Below are 18,261 nucleotides of genomic sequence, written 5' to 3' on the forward strand. Positions count from 1 at the left end.
ATCCCTTTCCGCCTGGAAAGGGCTCTGACCCCTGCCGCAGGTCGAGCAGGCTCGACCACTACCGGGTGCGTGGCCGATTACAGCTTCATGTTCAGGCCGACGAACACGCTGCGGCCCGGCGCCGGCGAGAACATCGGGCGGGCGCTGTCCCAGAAGAAGCTGTCGTACCAGGCGTAGGCGTACTCGCGGCCGGTCACGTTCTTCAGCTGCAGGTCCACGCTGAAACGCGGGGTGAGCTGATAGGCAGCACTGAGGTCGAGCACGGCGAAACCACCGAACTTGCCGGCCACGTTGCGCTCTTCCAGGTAGTAATCGCCCTGTGCACGTGCCTGCAGGCCCAACCGCAGCGCATCACAGGCGCGGTAATCCACGCCCAGGTTACTGATATGGCGCGGGGTGGCGGCTACTTCGCGGCCCTGCAGTGAAATGCTGGCATCGCGGTCGTCGCGGGTGATCTTCGCTTCCTGGTAGGCGTGCGACGCCCACACCGTCCAGTCTTCGCCCAGCTGCAGGCTCAGCTGCGCATCCACGCCGCGCCGGCGGGTCTTGCCCAGGGTGACCGTGGTGCCGGTGGCTGGCATGTTGGACACCTCGTTTTCCGCATCCTGCTGCCACACCGCCAGGCGTGCCTGGCTTCCCGCGAACGGCTGGAACTTCAGGCCCAGCTCCATGCCGGTGTTGGTGGACGGCTGCAAGGGCGCCTGCCCCGGGGTGAGGTAGGCCGGTGCGGTGGAGCCGGTCAGCACCTGGAAGGTGCGGCCCCAGTTCGCGTAGACGTGGGTGGTCTGGCCCAGGGTGTGGATGATGCTCAGCTTGGGCTGGCCGATGCTGCCGTAATCCTGCAGGCGGCCGCTGAGGCCGTTCATCAGGTGGGTGCGGCCACTGAAACGGTCGACGCGGTAGGCCGGCACGATCTTCCAGGCCTCGACGGGCTGGTAGACGGCCTGCACGTAGGCGCCCCAGTTGTCGAAGCTGTGGCGATCATTGTTCTGCACCCGCGCGGGGGGCTGGCTGAAATCGGTGGGTTCAGCGTAGGCGTAGCGCTCGCGGAGGTAGCCGTTGTCCTGCTGCTCGTAGTTCAGGCCACCCTCGACGGTGAGCGTGGGGCTGGCCTGCCAGGTGAGCGTGCTGAGCAGGCCATGCTGCCGCTCGTCCCATACGCGGCGCTGGCGCGGCAGGTTGCCGGTGGGCAGGTCGCTGAAGGTCACGCGGCGGTCGTCTTCGTAGCGGTTGTAGTACAGCCGCGTGCCAAGGGTGAGTGCGTCGGACAGTTTCATGTCCAAGTGCGCGGCAAGCTGGCGCATGTCGCGGTCATCACCATCGTTGCCGTTGCGCAGCTCGCTGCCACGGCGTTGCGTGCGCAGCTCGTCGGCGGTCATGAAGCCGGGTTCGTCGGCTTCGTGGTGGTACGCACGGGCGGTCAGGCCCACGCGCAGGCCGTCGTCCAGCGAGCCGTAGAACCACTTGCCGCCCAGCGAATATTTCTTCGAGGTGTCGTGGTCGCGGTAGCCGTCGCTGGCCTGGGTGCCGACGAAATAGTTCTGCGCGAAGCCATTGGCTTCACGGCCGACTGCCAGCTGCGCATCGCGGGTGTTATAGCTGCCGTAGGCCAGGCGCGCATCGGTGTAGCTGCCGCCCTGGCGCGTGCCGAAGTTCACGTTGCCGCCGATGTTGTGCAGGCCATAGCGCGGATCGTTGGTACCGCGCACTACTTCGATGTAGCTGATGTCCAACGGGAACAGCATGTCGATGAAGCGCTGGTTGCCGCTGTTGACGTTGCTGGGGATGCCGTCGATCAGCGTCTTGATGGCGTTGAGGTAGCCCTCGCCGTTGAAGGCGCGGAAGCTGACCTTGCCCGATTCGGCGCCCTGCCGGGTTTCGGTGAGCTGGATGCCGGGCATCTGCCCGAGCAGTTCCCAGCTGTGCGAGACGTTGCGGTTTTCGATCTGGTCTGCACCCAGGACATCCACCGAGGTCAGTACCTGATGCGCACTGAGCTGGCCTTCGCCGTGCTGGTGCACCTGCACCTTGCCGAGAGTGAGCGCGGCGTCGGCCGACTGTGCGAAGGCTTCAGGGGCGAACGGTGCGGCCGCGAGGGCGGCCACCAGGGTAGGAGTCTTCATGGGAAGGGGCGGATACGGTGAAATGTAATCATATAACATTTCACGCGCCCGATTTTTGCGGCGTCGAGCAAGGCTCGGCGTTACAAGGGCGGGTGCCGGGGGGATTACACCGGGTAGCCGGTGGCTTCCCGTGCCTTCTTCCAGGCGGCTTCGAATTCACGCGCGGAAATTTCGTCGTCCTCGTCGAAATCCAGGAACGACACTGGCTGGTCGGCCAGCAGGAAGCGGTCGTCGCTGTGGGCATGCTCGTCGGCCCAGACCATCTTGGTCCCGTAGATTTCCACCTGCCGCACGATCTTCTCGCCGCGCGCTTCCATCAGCACATTGCCCTTGCCCAGGCCCGATTCGGCCCAGTGCTTGTAGTACTTCTTTGCGGCCGATTTCGCGCCGGATTTTGCGGTGTGCTTTGCGTAGGTCATTGCAGGAGCCCTGGCCGCAGGCGCGGCCGGAAAGTACGGAATGGCGCCATTATCAGGCATCCGGGGTCAGAGCCCTTTCCTTTGGAAGGGATCCGACCCCTGCTGGTTCAGTTCGGCAGGGGCACGCCCTTTGGCCACAGCATCCAGATGTTGCCCTTCTGCTTCATGTCGCCAGCCAGCTTGCCGGCGGCATCGCCGCTGCCCCAGTACAGGTCCGCGCGCACTTCGCCGGCGATGGCGCCGCCGGTGTCCTGCGCGGCCACCGGGCGCACCACCGGACTGCCGTCCGGGCGCGTGGTGGAAAGCCACAGCAGGCTGCCCAGCGGCACCACGGTGCGGTCCACCGCCACGCTGTAGCCCGCAGTGAGCGGCACGTTCAGTGAACCCCGTGGCCCCTCCGGGCTGTCCGGGTTGCGCACGAAGAACACGTAGCTGGGGTTACTGCGCAGCAGTTCCGGTACGCGCGCGGGATGGGCCCGTGCCCAGGCGCGGATGGCGTCCATGGTGACGTCTTCCTTCTTCAGCTGGCCCTGGTCCACCAGCCAACGGCCGATCGCACGGTAGGGGTGGCCGTTCTGTTCCGCGTAGGCCAGCCGCACCTGCTTGCCATCGGCCAGGCGCACGCGGCCGGACCCCTGGATCTGCAGCAGCTGCAGGTCCATCGGGTCGGTCAGCCAGGCCAGCACCGGCGCCTTGGCGCCCTTGGCCGCGATGGTGCCGGCGTCGTCATAGGGCTTGAGCACCTTGCCTTCGACGCGCCCGCGCAGGCGCTTGCCCTTCAGTTCCGGGTAGAGGCTCTCCAGCTGCACCACCACCAGATCATCCGGCGTGCCGTACACCGGCACCGTGGCCTTATCGGTACGGGTAAGACTGCCGGGGTAGATCGGCTCGTAGTAGCCGGTAATCAGCCCGTCGGCCTGATGGCCACCGGCACGTAGCGCGTAGGCATCGAGGTCGCGCTGCAGGAACTGGCGGATCGCGGCCGGGTCCTTGTCTGACACCGCGGCGGCGGTGGCGCAGGGTTTGGCCCAGACAGCGTCGTTCTTCAGGCGGGCGCAGCTGCTGCGCCAAGCCACGAAGCCGGCCTGCAGATCAGCATCGGAGACTGCGGGCAGGGCTTTCCAGTCGACCTTGGCGTAAGTGGCCGCCGGCGGCGAGGTCGGCGTGGGCGCTTCGGAGCCTGCGCGCGGAGCGGTGGTGGAGCAGCCTGCGAGCACCACCGCTGCCAACAGGGTCCAGTGCATGCGCTTGAAGAAGGTAGCGGAATCGATCATGCCGCCATGGTGGAGTGCCGGCCGCTGGGCGGCAACCCAGCGCGGGGTCAAGCGTTCATGCGCGGGGTCACGGTATCTGCAGCAGCAACGAATGCAGGATGCGGGCGTCCTCGGCATCCAGCGTCTTCGGCAGGTCGTCGCGGCCACGGAAGCGGCGGTGGAAGGCGGCGACGGTGGCTTCGCGGTTGTCGAGCGGATAACCGAAGCGGGTCAGCGCATTCCACGCGTCGAATCCTTCCGGTGCCGCGCCGTCGGCCGCGCGCGGCCACACGCCGAAGCCGGCCTCGGCCAGCTGCTGCCATGGGAAGAAGCGGTTCGGATCCTGCTTGCGCGTCGGCGCCAGGTCGGCATGGCCGATCACCTGGCGCGGCGGGATGTTCAGGCGCGTGGTGAGGTCGCGCAGCAGCACGATCAGCGATTCGATCTGTGCCGCACTGAACGGGCTGCGGCCATCGTTGTCGAGTTCGATGCCGATCGAGGCCGAATTGAGATCGGTGATGGTGCCCCAGCGCCCGGCCCCGGCGTGCCAGGCACGGCGCTCATCGGCGACCAGCTGGTAACGATGGCCATCGGCGCCGATCAGGTAGTGCGCACTGACCGGTCCACCGCTGTTGGCGGTGCGCAACGTATGCAGGCTCTGCTGCACCGACTTCTGCTCGGTGTGGTGGATGACGATGATGACCGGCGTGCGCGCGTTCTGGTTGGGTGACGGCACCCAGGTGGCGAGCGGGTTGCGGGTTTCCTGCGGCGTGGAGGCGCAGGCGGCCACCAGCAGGCAGGCCGAGAGCATCAGGGACGTGCGGATCGGGTGCATGGCCCGATTGTGCGCGATCAGGCCCGATGATGCATGCCGCCGTGCCAACCAAGCTTGGCACCCACCAGAGAGGATGCGGTAGATCCACGCCATGCGTGGATGCGCCACTCCGGCCGTGCCGACCAACGGTCGGCACCCACCAGAGCAGGAGCAGTGCCAGGCAAGCCTGGCACCGACCAAACGCAAAAGGCGGCCCCGCAGGGCCGCCCGTCATGCATCAGGCCTCGTAGGCAGACTCGCCGTGCGAAGTCACATCCAGGCCGGTGCGTTCGGCCTCTTCGGTCACGCGCAGGCCGACCACGACCTTGACCACCAGCAGGATGACCGCGGTCATCACCGCCGACCACGCCACGGTCAGACCGACGCTGACCACCTGCACCCACACCTGGTGGGCGATATCCAGATCGGCCTTGGTACCGCCCAGCGACTGTGCACTGAACACGCCGGTGAGGATCGCGCCGACGATGCCGCCGACACCATGCACACCGAACACGTCGGCCGTGTCGTCCACTTTGAGCAGGCGCTTGAGGCCGGTCACGCCCCACACGCAGACCACGCCGGCGACGAAGCCGATCACGATCGCGCCGAGCGGGCCGACCGTGCCGCAGGCCGGGGTGATGCCGACCAGGCCGGCCACCGCACCCGAGGCCGCGCCCAGTGCCGACGGCTTGCCCTTGCCGATCGCTTCCACCAGCGTCCAGCCGAGCACCGCGGCAGCGGTGGCCAGCACGGTGTTGAGGAAGGCCAGCGAGGCCACCGTATCGGCGGCGGCGGCGGAACCTGCATTGAAGCCGAACCAGCCCACCCACAGCAGCATGGCGCCGATGTAGGTAAACGGCACGTTGTGCGGCTTCAGCGCGGTCTGGCCGTAGCCCAGGCGCTTGCCGACGAACCACGCGCCGACCAGGCCGGCCACGCCCGCATTGATGTGCACCACGGTGCCACCGGCGAAGTCGATCGCGCCCAGCTCACCCAGGTAGCCGCCGCCCCAGACGATGTGCGCCATCGGGATGTAGCTGAGGGTGAACCACAGTGCCGAGAACAGCAGTACCGCACGGAACTTGATGCGCTCGGCGAAGGCACCGACGATCAGCGCGGTGGTGATGCCGGCGAAGGTCGACTGGAAGGCGACGAACAGGTAGTCCGGCAGGCCCTTGATCGGCGTGTTGCCCACCGAGTCGGGCGTGAAGCCCTTGAGGAAGGCGAATTCGGTGAACGAACCGAAGAATGGATTGCCCGCGCTGAACACCGCGCTGTAGCCGTAGGCCACCCACAGCAGCAGCACCAGCGAGAACACCACCAGGATCTGGCTGAGCACCGACAGCACATTCTTCGAACGCACCAGCCCGCCGTAGAACAGGGCCAGGCCCGGCACGACCATCAGCAGCACCAGCAACGTGGAGGTGAGCATCCAGGCGACGTCGCCACGATCATAGGCGGCGGCCGCTTCGGCCACGGCCGGCGCAGCGGCGGTGGCGGCCGGATCGTGCAGCGGCTCGACCGCCACGGTTTCGCTCGGCAGCGGCGACACCTGTGCCTGGGCATGGGCGCTGCCCGGCCACGCACCGGCGGCCAGCGCGCTGAGCAGCATCAACAGGCACACCAGGTGGAACCGGGCTTGCCACCCGGTGAGAAGGCGCATCTTCATTGGGGGAGTCTCCGGAAGGGGGTTACAGCGCGTCGGCACCGATTTCGCCGGTGCGGATGCGGATGACCTGTTCGACGGCGGTGACGAAGATCTTGCCGTCACCGATCTTGCCGGTGCCTGCCGACGACTGGATCGCTTCGATCACTGCGTCGGCACGCTCGTCGGTGACCACCGTTTCGATCTTGATCTTGGGCAGGAAATCGACGACGTACTCGGCGCCGCGATACAGCTCGGTGTGGCCCTTCTGGCGACCGAAACCTTTCACTTCGGTCACGGTGATGCCCGACACGCCTGCATCGGACAGGGCCTCGCGGACCTCGTCGAGCTTGAACGGTCGGATGATGGCGGAGATCAGTTTCATGCGCATGTCCCGATGGTGGATGGGGCCAGCGCGCCAGCGCGCGTTGGCATCAGGCAACCACAGGTCATCAGGGCGATGACCGTGGCTGTTGCACCGGACACGTACAGGGCCGGGACGGCCGTGCCTCTCTCCTTGCACGACCGACGCGGGAGGGAGGGCGGCCCTGGTCGCGTATCCGGTCTCTCTCTTGCCCCTGGGGTGGGGTCAGAGCCCTTTCGCGGCGCGAAACGGATCTGACCCCTACAACCGCGGCTCCCCAGCCGCGAGAACGGAAGCGATGGCGGCGGGTGGGAGGGGGGACCCACCGCCATCGCGCCCGGTCAGCTGGCGTAGTACAGCTGGTATTCCAGCGGGTGGGTGGCCGCGCGGAACTTGGTCACTTCCTGCATCTTCAGCGCGATGTAGCCGTCGATGAAGTCATCGCTCATCACGCCGCCGGCCTTGAGGAACTCGCGGTCCTTGTCCAGCGCTTCCAGCGCCTGGTCCAGCGAGGAGCAGACCTGCGGGATCAGCTTCTCTTCCTCCGGCGGCAGGTCGTACAGGTCCTTGTCGCTCGGTGCACCCGGGTCGATCTGGTTCTTGATGCCGTCCAGGCCGGCCATCATCAGCGCGGTGAAGGTCAGGTAGCCGGACTGGATCGGATCCGGGAAGCGCATTTCGATGCGGCGCGCCTTCGGGTTGGACACCCACGGAATGCGGCACGAGGCCGAACGGTTGCGGGCCGAATAGGCCAGCATCACCGGCGCCTCGAAGCCCGGCACCAGGCGCTTGTAGCTGTTGGTGCCCGAATTGGCGAAGGCATTGATGGCCTTGGCGTGCTTGAAGATGCCGCCGATGTACCACAGCGCCAGCTGGCTCAGGCCACCGTAGCCGTCACCGGAGAACAGGTTGGTGCCGCCCTTGGACAGCGACTGGTGCACATGCATGCCGCTGCCGTTGTCGCCGACGATCGGCTTGGGCATGAAGGTGACGGTCTTGCCGTTGCGGTGCGCGACGTTCTTGATGACGTACTTCATGCGCAGCAGCTCGTCGGCCTTCTGCACCAGGGTGCTGAACTTGGTGCCGATCTCGCACTGGCCCGCAGTGGCCACTTCGTGGTGCTGCACTTCCACTTCGATGCCGACCTGTTCCAGGGTCTTGCACATTTCCGCGCGCAGGTCGTGCAGGGTGTCGGTCGGCGGAACCGGGAAGTAGCCGCCCTTCACGCCCGGACGGTAGCCGCTGTTGGCGCCGTCATACTTGGCGCCGCTGTTCCACGCCGCTTCTTCCGAGTCGACCTTGAAGAAGGTGTTGCCCATTTCGTTGGCGAAACGGACCGAGTCGAAGATGAAGAATTCCGGCTCCGGGCCGAAGAACGCGGTTTCGGCGATGCCGGAGGACTTCAGGTAGGCCTCGGCACGCTTGGCGATGCCGCGCGGGCAGCGGCCATAGGCCTGCATGGTGGCCGGATCGAGGATGTCGCAGCTGATCACGATGGTCGGATCGGCGTAGAACGGGTCGACGTAGGCGCTGGACGGGTCCGGCAGCAGCACCATGTCCGATTCGTTGATGCCCTTCCAGCCGGCGATCGAGCTGCCGTCGAACATCTTGCCTTCTTCGAACAGCGACGGTTCGACGATGCTGACCGGGAAGGTGACGTGCTGCTCGACGCCACGCATATCCACGAAACGCAGATCGACGAACTCGATCTGGTTGTCCTTGATCAGCTTCTCAACGTTTTCCACGGACATCGGTACGACCTCGGATGGGGATGAATGCCTGCTGAGGTACAGCAATGACCGTGCCAACTTTTCGATACCCGCAAGTCGTTGATTTCAATATGGCTGCCCCGCGCCGGTGCAGAACGGTGCGCACCAAACCGGTGCGCCCGCCAACAGACGCACCCGTTTGGTGCAGCAGGGATCGTCTATCCTCTCGACCTTCTTCCTTCCGCCGCGCGTGCCCGCACCGTCCATGTCCGACCTGCTCTCCGCCCTGCTGCTGGGCATCCTCGAAGGCTTGACCGAATTCCTGCCGATCTCCAGCACCGGCCACCTGCTCATCGCCCAGCACTGGCTGGGTGCCCGCTCGGACTTCTTCAACATCGTCATCCAGGCCGGCGCGATCGTGGCCGTGGTGCTGGTGTTCCGCCAGCGCCTGCTGCAGCTGGCCACCGGCTTGAACCAACGCGAGAACCGTGAGTACGTGTTCAAGCTGGGCGCTGCGTTCCTGGTCACCGCCGTGGTCGGCCTGGTGGTGCGCAAGGCCGGCTGGTCGCTGCCGGAGACGGTCAGCCCGGTGGCCTGGGCACTGATCATCGGTGGCGTCTGGATGCTGCTGGTGGAGGCCTACACCGCGCGCCTGCCCGACCGCGACCAGGTGACCTGGACAGTGGCGATCGGCGTGGGCCTGGCGCAGGTCGTGGCCGGCGTGTTCCCCGGTACCTCGCGCTCGGCCTCGGCGATCTTCCTGGCCATGCTGCTGGGCCTGAGCCGTCGCGCCGCTGCCGCCGAGTTCGTGTTCCTGGTCGGCATTCCCACCATGTTCGCCGCCAGCGCCTACACCTTCCTGGAAATGGCCAAGGCCGGGCAGCTGGGCAGCGAGAACTGGACCGACGTGGGCGTGGCCTTCCTTGCCGCGGCCATCACCGGCTTCGTCGTAGTGAAGTGGCTGATGGGCTACATCAAGTCGCACCGGTTCACCGCCTTCGCCCTCTACCGCATCGCGCTGGGCGCGGCGCTGCTGCTGTGGTTGCCCTCCGGCAGCTGAACAGCACTGGGGCACGGTAACCCCATGGCCGGCCCCACCCCGTTTCCCCCACGGTTCCCCAAGGAGAATCACCATGAACCGCAAGCTCACCCTGCTCCTCCCGCTGGCCCTGATGGCCGCCTGCAGTCAGACCCCGGCCCCGGCCGGCAATGGCGGCGACGACGTGGCCCCGGCCGCGACCAAGGCAGCGGACCAGCAGACGCTGGCGCACCTGGATGCGCAGCGCCTGCAGAGCCAGCACTGGCTGCTGCAGCAGGCCACCGGCGCCGACGGCAAGCGCATCGACGCGCTGTTCGCCCGCGAAGACAAGCCGGTCACCCTGGACTTCGCTGATGGCCGCCTGTCGGTCAGCAACACCTGCAACCGCATGGGCGGCGGCTACACCCTGGCCGACGGCAAGCTGACGGTCAGTGCGATGGCCTCGACCATGATGGCCTGCACCGACAAGGCGCTGATGGCGCTGGACGAAGCCGTGTCGAGCCGCCTGCAGGGCGAACTGAAGGCCGAGCAGGATGCCGATGGCAAGCTGACCCTGACCAATGCCAAGGGCGACGTGCTGGTGTTCAACCCGGAACCGACCGCTGAAACCCGCTACGGCGGCGCCGGCGAAACCGTGTTCCTGGAAGTGGCCGCGAAGACCGAGAAGTGCTCGCACCCGCTGATCCCGGACTACCAGTGCCTGCAGGTGCGCGAAGTGAAGTTCGACGACAAGGGCCTGAAGCAGGGTGAGCCGGGCAAGTTCGAGAACTTCTACGGCAACATCGAGGGCTACACCCACGAAGACGGCGTGCACAACGTAGTGCGCGTGAAGCGCTACGAAGTGAAGAACCCGCCGGCCGATGCGCCGTCGCAGGCGTATGTGCTGGACATGGTGGTCGAGTCGGCCATCGAGAAGTGATGTAGAGCCGACTGTCAGTCGGCTGGCACTTGAAGGGCGGCCGCAAGGCCGCCCTTCTTCGTTGTGGGTAGAGCCGGCCGCTGGCCGGCTGCCATGCGCGGATCCGGCAGCACACGGGCGTTGCCGGCCAGCGGCCGGCACGACCCGTTATGCCGCCTCAGCCCAGCGCCGGATTCAACGTGTAGGTGCCGTGCAGTGCCGCTTCGGCCAGCACGTGGCCGTGCATGGCCCGGTACGCGTCGGCGGCGGTGAAGCGTGCCGGCAGCTGCAGCGATGCCACGTCCAGCGCGAACACGCGGAAGAAGTAGCGATGCACGCGCTCGTCGTTGAACGGCGGATAGGGGCCGTCGTAGCCCAGGTAGTCACCGGCCATGTCCGGGTTGCCGGCGAACCAGCCGGTGAAGTCGTTCAGGCCCTGGCGGCTGCCGGCCGGCCCGGCCGGCGTGGTCTTGCCCTTCACCACGAAGCCGTCGCTGCAGCTGCCTGCGGCAATCTCGCGCACCGAAGCCGGAATATCGGCCATCACCCAGTGCACGAAATCACAGCGGGGCTGGTCGCGTGGCACGCTCATGTCGGTGCGGCCGACCGTCTCCGGCACGGTCGGCACGTCCGGATCGACGCATACCAGCAGGAACGAACGGGTGCCCTCCGGCACATCGCTCCAGGCCAGGTGCGGATTGCGGTCCGGTGCGAAGCCCGCCGCATCGCCTGCGGCGAATTCGCGGTCGATCGGTGCACCGTTGGTCAGGCTGTGGCTGCTCAGTTGCATCGGCGTGTCCTCACTCTTCCGGGTAACCCAGGCGCACCGCGATCGGGGTGAGCTTGGCGAAGGCGGCGCTCATCACGTCGCGGTAGTTGCGCCAGTGGCCCGGCGGGAAACGCGGCGCGCCCAGCTGCGCGGCCGGCGGCATCGGCCGCTCGAACAGTCGGCCCAGCAGTTCGGCCATCGCCTGCGGATCGTTGCCGATCTGGTCGATGCGCAGCAGCACCTGCGGGTACAGATCGTCCTCGTGCAAAGCGGCGACCTGGGCCAGCGCGCGCGCCAGCCATTCGCTGGCTTCGGCCAGCGAGGTCATTGCCAGCGGCGCGGCGGCACCATAGGCCACCCAGTCCAGCAGCATGTCGCGCGGGTCGCGCAGCACCACCAGCAGGCGGCCCTGCGGCAACTGTGGGCGCAGCGCCCACAGCAGCGCGTTGTCCCACCACAGCAGCCAGTCGATGATCGCGTCGTCCTGCACGCCGCGCGACGGCAGCTGTTCGCGCCAGCGCTGCACCAGCCGCTCCGGCGTCAGCACGCCCGAAGCGAGGTCCTGCAGCGTGTGGTAGTTCTGGAACGCGTCGTCGGGTGCGTTGGAGGTATAGCGGTCGCTGCGCAGCACCGGGCTGGCCGCGGCCAGGCCGGTCGCCACGCGCTCCACGCCCGACCCTGGCGCGCCCCACAGGAAGATCGGCGCGGAGGTGGCATCGCCGTCGATCTCGCCCTTGTCCGGCCAGCTCGGCGGTGCCTTGGCCTGCGGCGGCAGCGGCAGGCGCTGCGGGGCCTGGTCGGCCTGCAGGGCCAGCCAGGTCTGCAGCGCGTCTTCGTGCTGCCCGGCGCGATCCTGGATCTCGCCCAGCCAGGTGCGCAGGTCGGCACGGTGGCCTTCCGGCGCCATGCCGATCAGCGCCTGCACGCGGGCGACGGCAGCGGCCGGATCGCGCTGCAGCAGGCCTTCGACCAGGCGGGTTTCGCCACTGACGCGGCCCGGTTCAAGGCTGACGATACGCTCGGCGATCGCTTCGGCCTGCGCGTGTTCGCCCACCATGTCGTGCAGCCGCAGGCGCGCTTCCAGCGCCGGCAGGTGGCCCGGCATCGCGTCCATCCAGCGCTCGACCGTGGCGGCGGCGGTGGCACTGCCGACCTCCTCCACCGCCAGGCGTGCCAGCCACAGGTCGTGCAGCTGCGGGTGCTGCTCCAGGGCGGCATCCAGGCGTGCGCGGGCCTCGTCTTCGTGACCCAGGCGCTGCCAGGACATCAGCAGCAGCTGCAGCACGTCGCGGTCATCAGGCAGCGATTCCAGCAATGGCAGCAGGTGCTCCAGCGCCTGCAGCGGCTGGCCGCTGCGCAGTGCCAGTTCGCCGGCCAGGCGGCGCATCGAAGGCGTATCCAGGCCTTCCTGCTGCAGCGCGATCTGCATCGCCTCTGCCGCAGCTTCCAGGTTGCCCTGGCGCATGGCCAGCTGCACCACCAGGCCATGCAATGAGGCGATGGTCGGGTTCAGTTCCAGCACGCGGCGGAACGCCTGCTCGGCGAAGGCCAGCATGTTCTTGCCCAGGTAGGCGAAGCCCAGTGCGTAAAGCACGCGGATGTCGTTGGGCAGGGCCTGGTTGGCGGCCGACAGCAGCGTCAGCGCGCGATCGGCATCATCGCGGCGCAGCGCGATCATGCCATCGATGGTCAGCAGCTCCGGGTGGTCCGGTTCGACACGCGAGGCCAGCGTGGACAGGCGCTGCGCTTCATCGAAATCGTTGCGACCGATCGCCAGGTGGGCCTGCATCAGGTACGCGGCGAATGCGTTCGGGTCCAGCCCGGTGGTGCGCGTCAGTGCTTCGCCGGCGCCGTCGAACTGGCGCAGGGCCAGCAGCAGGCCAGCGTGCTGCAGGTGCAGCTGGGCGTTGTCCGGGGCCAGCTGCAGCGCCTGCTGCAGGGCCTCCATCGCGTCCTCGGCCTTGCCCTGCTGCTGCAGCGCAAGCGCCAGCCAGCGGTGGGCCTCGGCCTGGCCGGGTTCATCACGGGTCCACGCCTGGGCCAGCTGCACGGCCTGGTCGGCCTCGTTCTGGCGCAACGCTTGGATGATCTGGTCTTGCATGGCGGTCCGGTTCAAGGGCAAACCCGCATTGTAGCGGCCTGCGCGCCCGTGCCGGTTCAGCCTTGCAGCACGCGCTGCAGGCGCTGCGCCACCCAGCGCTCGGAGAAGCCGTCACCGCGCCAGTTTTCCAGGAAGCCACAGTGTCCGCCCCAGCTGGCGGTTTCCAGATGCGCCTGGTGCGGCAGCTGCCAGTCGCTGAAGGTCGCGTAGGGGATCACCGGGTCGTCCTGCGCCATCAGGATGTCGGCCGGCACCTGCAACGTGGACAGCCGATCGCCGGCAATCGAGTAGCCATCGAAATAGGCCTGCAACGAACCGAAACTGGTGTGGCGCTCGACCAGCCAGGCAGTCAGCGCGCGGATGTCCAGTTTCAGTACGCGGTCGTCGCAGTCGCTCAGTTCGGGGAACAGGTCGCGCTTGCGCCGCAGCGAACCGGCCCACTTGCGGCGGAAGTACCAGTCGTACATTGCCGGGCCGTTCTCGATGCTCTCCATGGTCAGCGCCGGGTCCAGCACCGGGCATACCGAGGCCACGCGCAGCAGCGGCACGCCGGCCGCTGGCGCGCGCAGGGCCAGGCGCAGCACGAAGTTGCCGCCCAGCGAGTAACCGGCGGCCACCAGCGGCAACTGCGGCCAGCGCTGGGCGATATCGCCCGCGGCATGCACCACTTCGTCGATCAGGTTGGAGTGGAAGATGCCAGGGTTGAGATGATGGGTATTGCCGTGGTCGCGGAAATTCAGCCGTACCACGTCGAAGCCCTGTTCGAGCATGCGCGCGGCCGCCATGCGCATGTAGCTGGATTCGGCGCTGCCTTCCCAGCCGTGCAGCAGCAGGGCCATGCCTTTGGGTTCGCGGCCTTCGATGTGGCTGTGCCAGCCTTGCAGGCGCACGCCATCACCGCCGTCGAGGATCAGTTCTTCGCTGATCGCACCGGTCGCGGCCAGCAGCAGCAGGCCGCGCTGCAGGCGCATGCGGCTGGAGCTGAGCATCGACTGCAGGTGCGGATTGCGCAGCCAGCGCGGGGGCTGGTAGTCAGCCGCGTGCAGCGTCGGCGTGCCGGCGTCCAGGACGGGTGGCGGGATCAGGGCCACCGCACCCTCACTCGGAGCTCATGGCCGCCACGATGCGCGCGCGCGACGTCTCCGCGATGCGCCGACGGCCTTCCAGGTCCTGCGCACCGATCGGTGCCAGGAAGTGCACTTCTGCACGCCGCGCCGGCTCACCGAGCAGGCGCAGGAAATTGGCGAAGAAACTCTCACCGGGGCCGAACGCGACAATGGTCTGCGCATCGCCCTTGAGCCCGTACACCAGTGCCACCGGCTGCACCGGCACGCCGGTTTCAACCGCGGCCTGGAAGATGCGGGCATGGAACGGGCCTACTTCGTGGCCGCCGCGGGTGCGCCCTTCCGGGAACACGCCCACCGCCTTGCCTTCGCGCAGGCGATCGGCCATCACCTGCATCACGCCACCGAGCGATTCGGTGTTGCCGCGCTGGTGGAAGATGGTCTGGCCACGCGCGGCCAGCCAGCCGACCAGCGGCCAGCTGGCGATCTCGCGCTTGGCGACGAAGCCCATCATGCGCTGGCTGTGCAGGATGCAGATGTCGACCCAGCTGACGTGGTTGGCGACGAACAGCACGGCGCCGGGCAGCGGCGTGCCGATCTGCACCAGGCGGAAGCCGAAGATCCACATCAGCCCGCCCTGCCACCAGTTGACCACTTTGGCCCCCAGGGTCGCCTCGCCCACGCGCAGTTCGCCCCACGGCCGAAGCATGCCGATCAGGATGAGCGGCAGGAACACGATGATGTGGACCAACAGCAGCGGTACGCGGTACAGGTAACGGCACACACGCGCCACGCCGCCGCGGGGGGCCGGAGTGGGGGAAGTCATCCGCGCACGATACCGGAGGGCCGTCATCGCTGCCAGCCGATTTAGGCCATAACACCCATCGACCGGGGCAATCGGCGGGGAACGCTGGGTTCCGCTGCCGTCACCGGCCGTCCGGGACTCAGCCGTGGCCGGCCGCCACCACCGCCAGGGTCAGCCGCGAGATGCACACCAGGCGGCCCTGCTCGTCCTCGATGCGGATCTCCCACAGCTGGGTGCTGCGGCCGACGTGCAGTGCACGAGCGGTGCCGGTCACGGTGCCCGAGCGCACGGCGCGTACATGGTTGGCGTTGATCTCCAGCCCTACGCAGATCTGTTTGGCCGTATCCACGCACAGGTTGCCGGCGCTGCTGCCCAGGGTCTCGGCCAGCACCACCGACGCGCCGCCATGCAGGATGCCGTAGGGCTGGCGGGTGCGCTCGTCCACCGGCATGGTGGCCTGCAGCCAATCGTCGCCGGCCGCGCTGAAGACGATGCCCAGCGACTCGATCGCGGTGTTGCGGCTGAGCGTGTTGAGCTGCTCGAGGGAAACGGCTTCGCGGAACACCAGGGTCATGCGGGCACCTTCAGAGGATGGGAACGAGGCCGGCGCCGAATGCGGTCAGCATTCGGACCAGCAGCCATTTCGGGCCGACATTGACCTCGGGGAAATCGCCCACGGCGACATAGCAGCGGTGGAAGTCCGGGTCCTGCCGGGGCAGCGGCTGCGGGCAGTCCGGGCCGGGCTTGAACTCGTAGTCGGTGGCATAGCGCCACGGCCAGAAGTCGAGGATCGGCAGTGCCTCGGAGGCCTTGCCGACGCTGTAGTTGAGCCCGGACAGCACCGGCGGCTTGGCCCGCGGCGCCACCGTCCACGAGTTCTGCGGGTGGGTATCGCGCAGGATGCTCTCGGCCAGCTGCTCGGCGAAGGCCGGGTCGTCGATGATCACCGCACCTTCGGTGTTGTAGTTCTCGCTGCGCGGATCGAAGTTGTGGGTGCCGACCACGCCGATACGGCGGTCGACCACCAGCGACTTGGCATGCAGGCCCATGCGCGCGCCCTTGCGGGTGACCGGCAACGGCTTGTTGACCGCCTTGCTGCCCAGGAAGGAGGGCCGGGTCTCGGTGCGCAGCAGGCGGGTCTCGACCTCGCTGCCGGCCGCGCGGCGGCGCTCGCGCGCGTTCTGGTAGGCACTGCCGGTGCGCGGGTGGTTCACCGGCCCCTGCTTGCCGGTGGGTGCCGGATGCTCATCGCGATCGCGGCTGTCGCCGGCATTGCTGCCCGCGGCGCTGCCGCCAATCAGCGGATTGCGCCCGCCGTCGTCGTCACCTCCGGGCGCGGCGATCGGATCAGGCAACAGGTTGCGGTAGTCGACCGGTGCATCCAGCGGGAACGGCTTGTACTCGAAGATGTTGAAGCCCAGTTCGCGCATGTTGCGCCGCTTGTACTTGTACGACAGCGCATACACGATCGGGTTGTCGGTGGCCGCCAGGCTGTTGCTGGACACCACCACCCGCGGCGGCTGCGGGCGCTTGCGCAGCTCGCGGAACAGCTTCTGCGCCGGCTTGGACAACACCAGGTACGGCGTCTGCAGGATCACTTCCTCCTGCGCGCCGGCGATCAGCGCATCCAGCTGCGGCTCGGTCACGTGCTGGCCCGCCAGTGGCGCATCGGCCTTCTCGCGCCGGTGCTTGCGCGGCAGGTCGGCGACATAGCGCACCGAGGCCACCGGCAAGGCGGTATCGACGAAGGAACGGCTGACGAAGTTTATGTCATTGGCTTCGGCACTGACCCGCTGCACCCGCTCGGGGCGGCGGAAGCTGGCCGGCGGCAGGGTCGGCACGCCCTCGCGCAGCAGGGTGCGGCCGACATCGTTAAGGCGCTCGGCCGGCACGCTGCGCCTGGCATGCCAGAAGGCATCGAAGTTGGCGGCCATCGCCCGCGCCTCCGGGCCGGCGATCAGCACGTCGCGGTCGCGGAAGTTGTACTCGCGGTCCCAGTCGTAATAGTCGTCCTGGTAGTTGCGGCCACCGACCACGCCGATCGCATCGTCGATCACCAGCAGCTTGTTGTGCATGCGCTGGTTGAAGCGGCGGAAGCAGCACAGCACGCTGCCGGCATAGTCGAAGTAGTTCAGCCGGGCCTTGCCGAAGGTCGGGTTGTAGACCCGCAGCTGGAAGTTCTGGTGCGCGCCGGACAGCGCGCCGAGGATCTGCAGGTCGGAGATCGCCGAGAGCTGATCGATCAGCACGCGCACCTTCACCCCGCGCCGCGATGCAGCCAGCAGCTCGTCGATGACCAGCCGGGCGCTGTCGTCCTTGTCGAAGATGTAGGTCTGCAGGTCGATGCTGCGGGTAGCGCTGCGCAGCAGGTTCAGGCGCGCCACCAGCGCACCTTCGCCCTCGTCGAGCAGGGTGGCGTAGTGGCGCGGCTGTTCGGGAGTGGATTCGGTGAACGCCCGGCCGGCCAGCGCACGCAGCGGTGAGTCCTGCGCGCAGCGGTCGGCGCGCTGGCAGCCGACCACGGTCGAGCGCGCCTGCACGGCGATCGCTTCGGCACGGTCGCGCTCGGCATGCGAAAGCGATGCACAACCGCTGCCCAGCAACACCGTTGCCAGCGCCAGTATACGCAGCAGGAGGTTCACGGTTTCGGCGCCTCGCTCAGGCGCGCACGTAATACGAAGGTCACTCGGTCACTCAGGGCTAGCTGCCAGCTGTCCATTCCATACCGGCCTCGCTGCACGGTACCGCGGCTGACGACATCGCAATCATAGCCGGGTCGGGCGCACTCCGCCTTCTCGACCCGCAGCGACTCGGGGTGGCTGACGCCGCGCAGGGTCAGCCGGCCGTTGATGTCGCCGCCCTGTTCCACCGTCTCCGGCCAGTACGGCAGCGAGTCGAACTCGACCACCGGATGGCGCCCTGCATCGAAGAACTCTTCGCCGCGCATCCAGCCGGTGTAGCGCGCCTTGCCAGGGATCTCCACCGAACGGGTGAACATCTTCAGGTGCACCTGGTGGCGCCCGTCGGACAGGATCTCGATGCGCCCCTCGAAGTGCGGGAATACGCCTTCGATGCGCTGGCCGAAACGGGTCCGCACCTCGAAACCGATCCGCGAGCGCTGGGTATCCAGGCGCAGTACCCGCGGTGCTTCGGCGGACACCGGCGGCAACGGGGTTGGTGGGGGCACAGCGGCCCAGGCCGGGCCAAGCGCCAGCAACGCGGGCAGCAGGAAGCGGCTGCGCCGCGCCTGGCTCATCG

At 67.7% G+C, this 18,261-nt stretch carries 16 protein-coding genes; 2 read left to right on the forward strand and 14 right to left on the reverse strand.

What is annotated here, in order from left to right; genetic code table 11:
* Positions 1 to 77 precede the first annotated feature (77 nt).
* The 7 genes from AC5P7S_RS13750 to glnA all read right to left on the reverse strand — a co-directional run bounded on the left by AC5P7S_RS13750 (position 78) and on the right by glnA (position 8,369).
* Complete coding sequence (locus tag AC5P7S_RS13750) at positions 78 to 2,123, reverse strand: TonB-dependent receptor (protein ID WP_095378435.1); 2,046 nt, start codon at positions 2,121 to 2,123, stop codon at positions 78 to 80.
* Between the two features lie 104 nt (positions 2,124 to 2,227).
* A complete protein-coding gene (locus AC5P7S_RS13755; protein ID WP_005420957.1) occupies positions 2,228 to 2,542 on the reverse strand; it encodes a hypothetical protein in 315 nt (104 codons plus the stop codon).
* 107 nt (positions 2,543 to 2,649) lie between these two features.
* Positions 2,650 to 3,816: a murein transglycosylase A gene (gene mltA / locus AC5P7S_RS13760; RefSeq protein ID WP_065196051.1), complete on the reverse strand. Its 1,167-nt coding sequence runs from the start codon at positions 3,814 to 3,816 to the stop codon at positions 2,650 to 2,652.
* A 67-nt stretch (positions 3,817 to 3,883) separates the two neighbouring features.
* Positions 3,884 to 4,630 carry an N-acetylmuramoyl-L-alanine amidase gene (locus AC5P7S_RS13765; RefSeq protein WP_095378436.1) on the reverse strand — a complete coding sequence of 249 codons (747 nt, stop codon included), beginning with the start codon at positions 4,628 to 4,630 and terminating at the stop codon, positions 3,884 to 3,886.
* A gap of 217 nt (positions 4,631 to 4,847) precedes the next feature.
* On the reverse strand, positions 4,848 to 6,278 hold the full coding sequence (gene amt / locus AC5P7S_RS13770; RefSeq protein ID WP_095378437.1) for an ammonium transporter: 1,431 nt from the start codon (positions 6,276 to 6,278) through the stop codon (positions 4,848 to 4,850).
* A gap of 22 nt (positions 6,279 to 6,300) precedes the next feature.
* Positions 6,301 to 6,639 carry a P-II family nitrogen regulator gene (locus AC5P7S_RS13775; protein WP_004134334.1) on the reverse strand — a complete coding sequence of 113 codons (339 nt, stop codon included), beginning with the start codon at positions 6,637 to 6,639 and terminating at the stop codon, positions 6,301 to 6,303.
* Between the two features lie 320 nt (positions 6,640 to 6,959).
* Complete coding sequence (gene glnA, locus AC5P7S_RS13780; protein ID WP_005420964.1) at positions 6,960 to 8,369, reverse strand: type I glutamate--ammonia ligase; 1,410 nt, start codon at positions 8,367 to 8,369, stop codon at positions 6,960 to 6,962.
* Between the two features lie 223 nt (positions 8,370 to 8,592).
* Here glnA and AC5P7S_RS13785 point away from each other — a divergent pair, with 223 nt between their 5' ends.
* Positions 8,593 to 9,387 (forward strand): undecaprenyl-diphosphate phosphatase, encoded by a 795-nt coding sequence (locus AC5P7S_RS13785; RefSeq protein WP_095378438.1) that lies wholly within the window; start codon positions 8,593 to 8,595, stop codon positions 9,385 to 9,387.
* Between the two features lie 73 nt (positions 9,388 to 9,460).
* Positions 9,461 to 10,285, forward strand: a complete 825-nt coding sequence (locus AC5P7S_RS13790; protein WP_095378439.1) for an META and DUF4377 domain-containing protein — start codon at positions 9,461 to 9,463, stop codon at positions 10,283 to 10,285.
* Between the two features lie 157 nt (positions 10,286 to 10,442).
* Here the strand turns inward: AC5P7S_RS13790 and AC5P7S_RS13795 are convergent, their stop codons facing one another.
* The 7 genes from AC5P7S_RS13795 to AC5P7S_RS13825 all read right to left on the reverse strand — a co-directional run bounded on the left by AC5P7S_RS13795 (position 10,443) and on the right by AC5P7S_RS13825 (position 18,259).
* A complete protein-coding gene (locus AC5P7S_RS13795; RefSeq protein ID WP_005420969.1) occupies positions 10,443 to 11,054 on the reverse strand; it encodes a YbhB/YbcL family Raf kinase inhibitor-like protein in 612 nt (203 codons plus the stop codon).
* A gap of 10 nt (positions 11,055 to 11,064) precedes the next feature.
* On the reverse strand, positions 11,065 to 13,134 hold the full coding sequence (locus tag AC5P7S_RS13800; protein WP_095378440.1) for a tetratricopeptide repeat protein: 2,070 nt from the start codon (positions 13,132 to 13,134) through the stop codon (positions 11,065 to 11,067).
* A gap of 56 nt (positions 13,135 to 13,190) precedes the next feature.
* Positions 13,191 to 14,180, reverse strand: coding sequence for a YheT family hydrolase (locus AC5P7S_RS13805; RefSeq protein ID WP_050562730.1), 990 nt, complete (start codon positions 14,178 to 14,180; stop codon positions 13,191 to 13,193).
* Positions 14,181 to 14,232: 52 nt separating this feature from the next.
* Complete coding sequence (locus tag AC5P7S_RS13810) at positions 14,233 to 15,024, reverse strand: lysophospholipid acyltransferase family protein (protein ID WP_069138140.1); 792 nt, start codon at positions 15,022 to 15,024, stop codon at positions 14,233 to 14,235.
* Between the two features lie 118 nt (positions 15,025 to 15,142).
* Positions 15,143 to 15,577, reverse strand: a complete 435-nt coding sequence (locus AC5P7S_RS13815) for a hotdog fold thioesterase (RefSeq protein WP_049414459.1) — start codon at positions 15,575 to 15,577, stop codon at positions 15,143 to 15,145.
* A gap of 10 nt (positions 15,578 to 15,587) precedes the next feature.
* A complete protein-coding gene (locus AC5P7S_RS13820) occupies positions 15,588 to 17,645 on the reverse strand; it encodes a phospholipase D family protein (RefSeq protein WP_095378441.1) in 2,058 nt (685 codons plus the stop codon).
* Positions 17,642 to 18,259: a YceI family protein gene (locus AC5P7S_RS13825; protein ID WP_005420984.1), complete on the reverse strand. Its 618-nt coding sequence runs from the start codon at positions 18,257 to 18,259 to the stop codon at positions 17,642 to 17,644. Before AC5P7S_RS13825 ends, AC5P7S_RS13820 begins: the two co-directional genes overlap by 4 nt.
* Positions 18,260 to 18,261: the final 2 nt, after the last annotated feature.

The sequence above is a fragment of the Stenotrophomonas sp. YJH_SMC_32 genome, assembly GCF_059369975.1.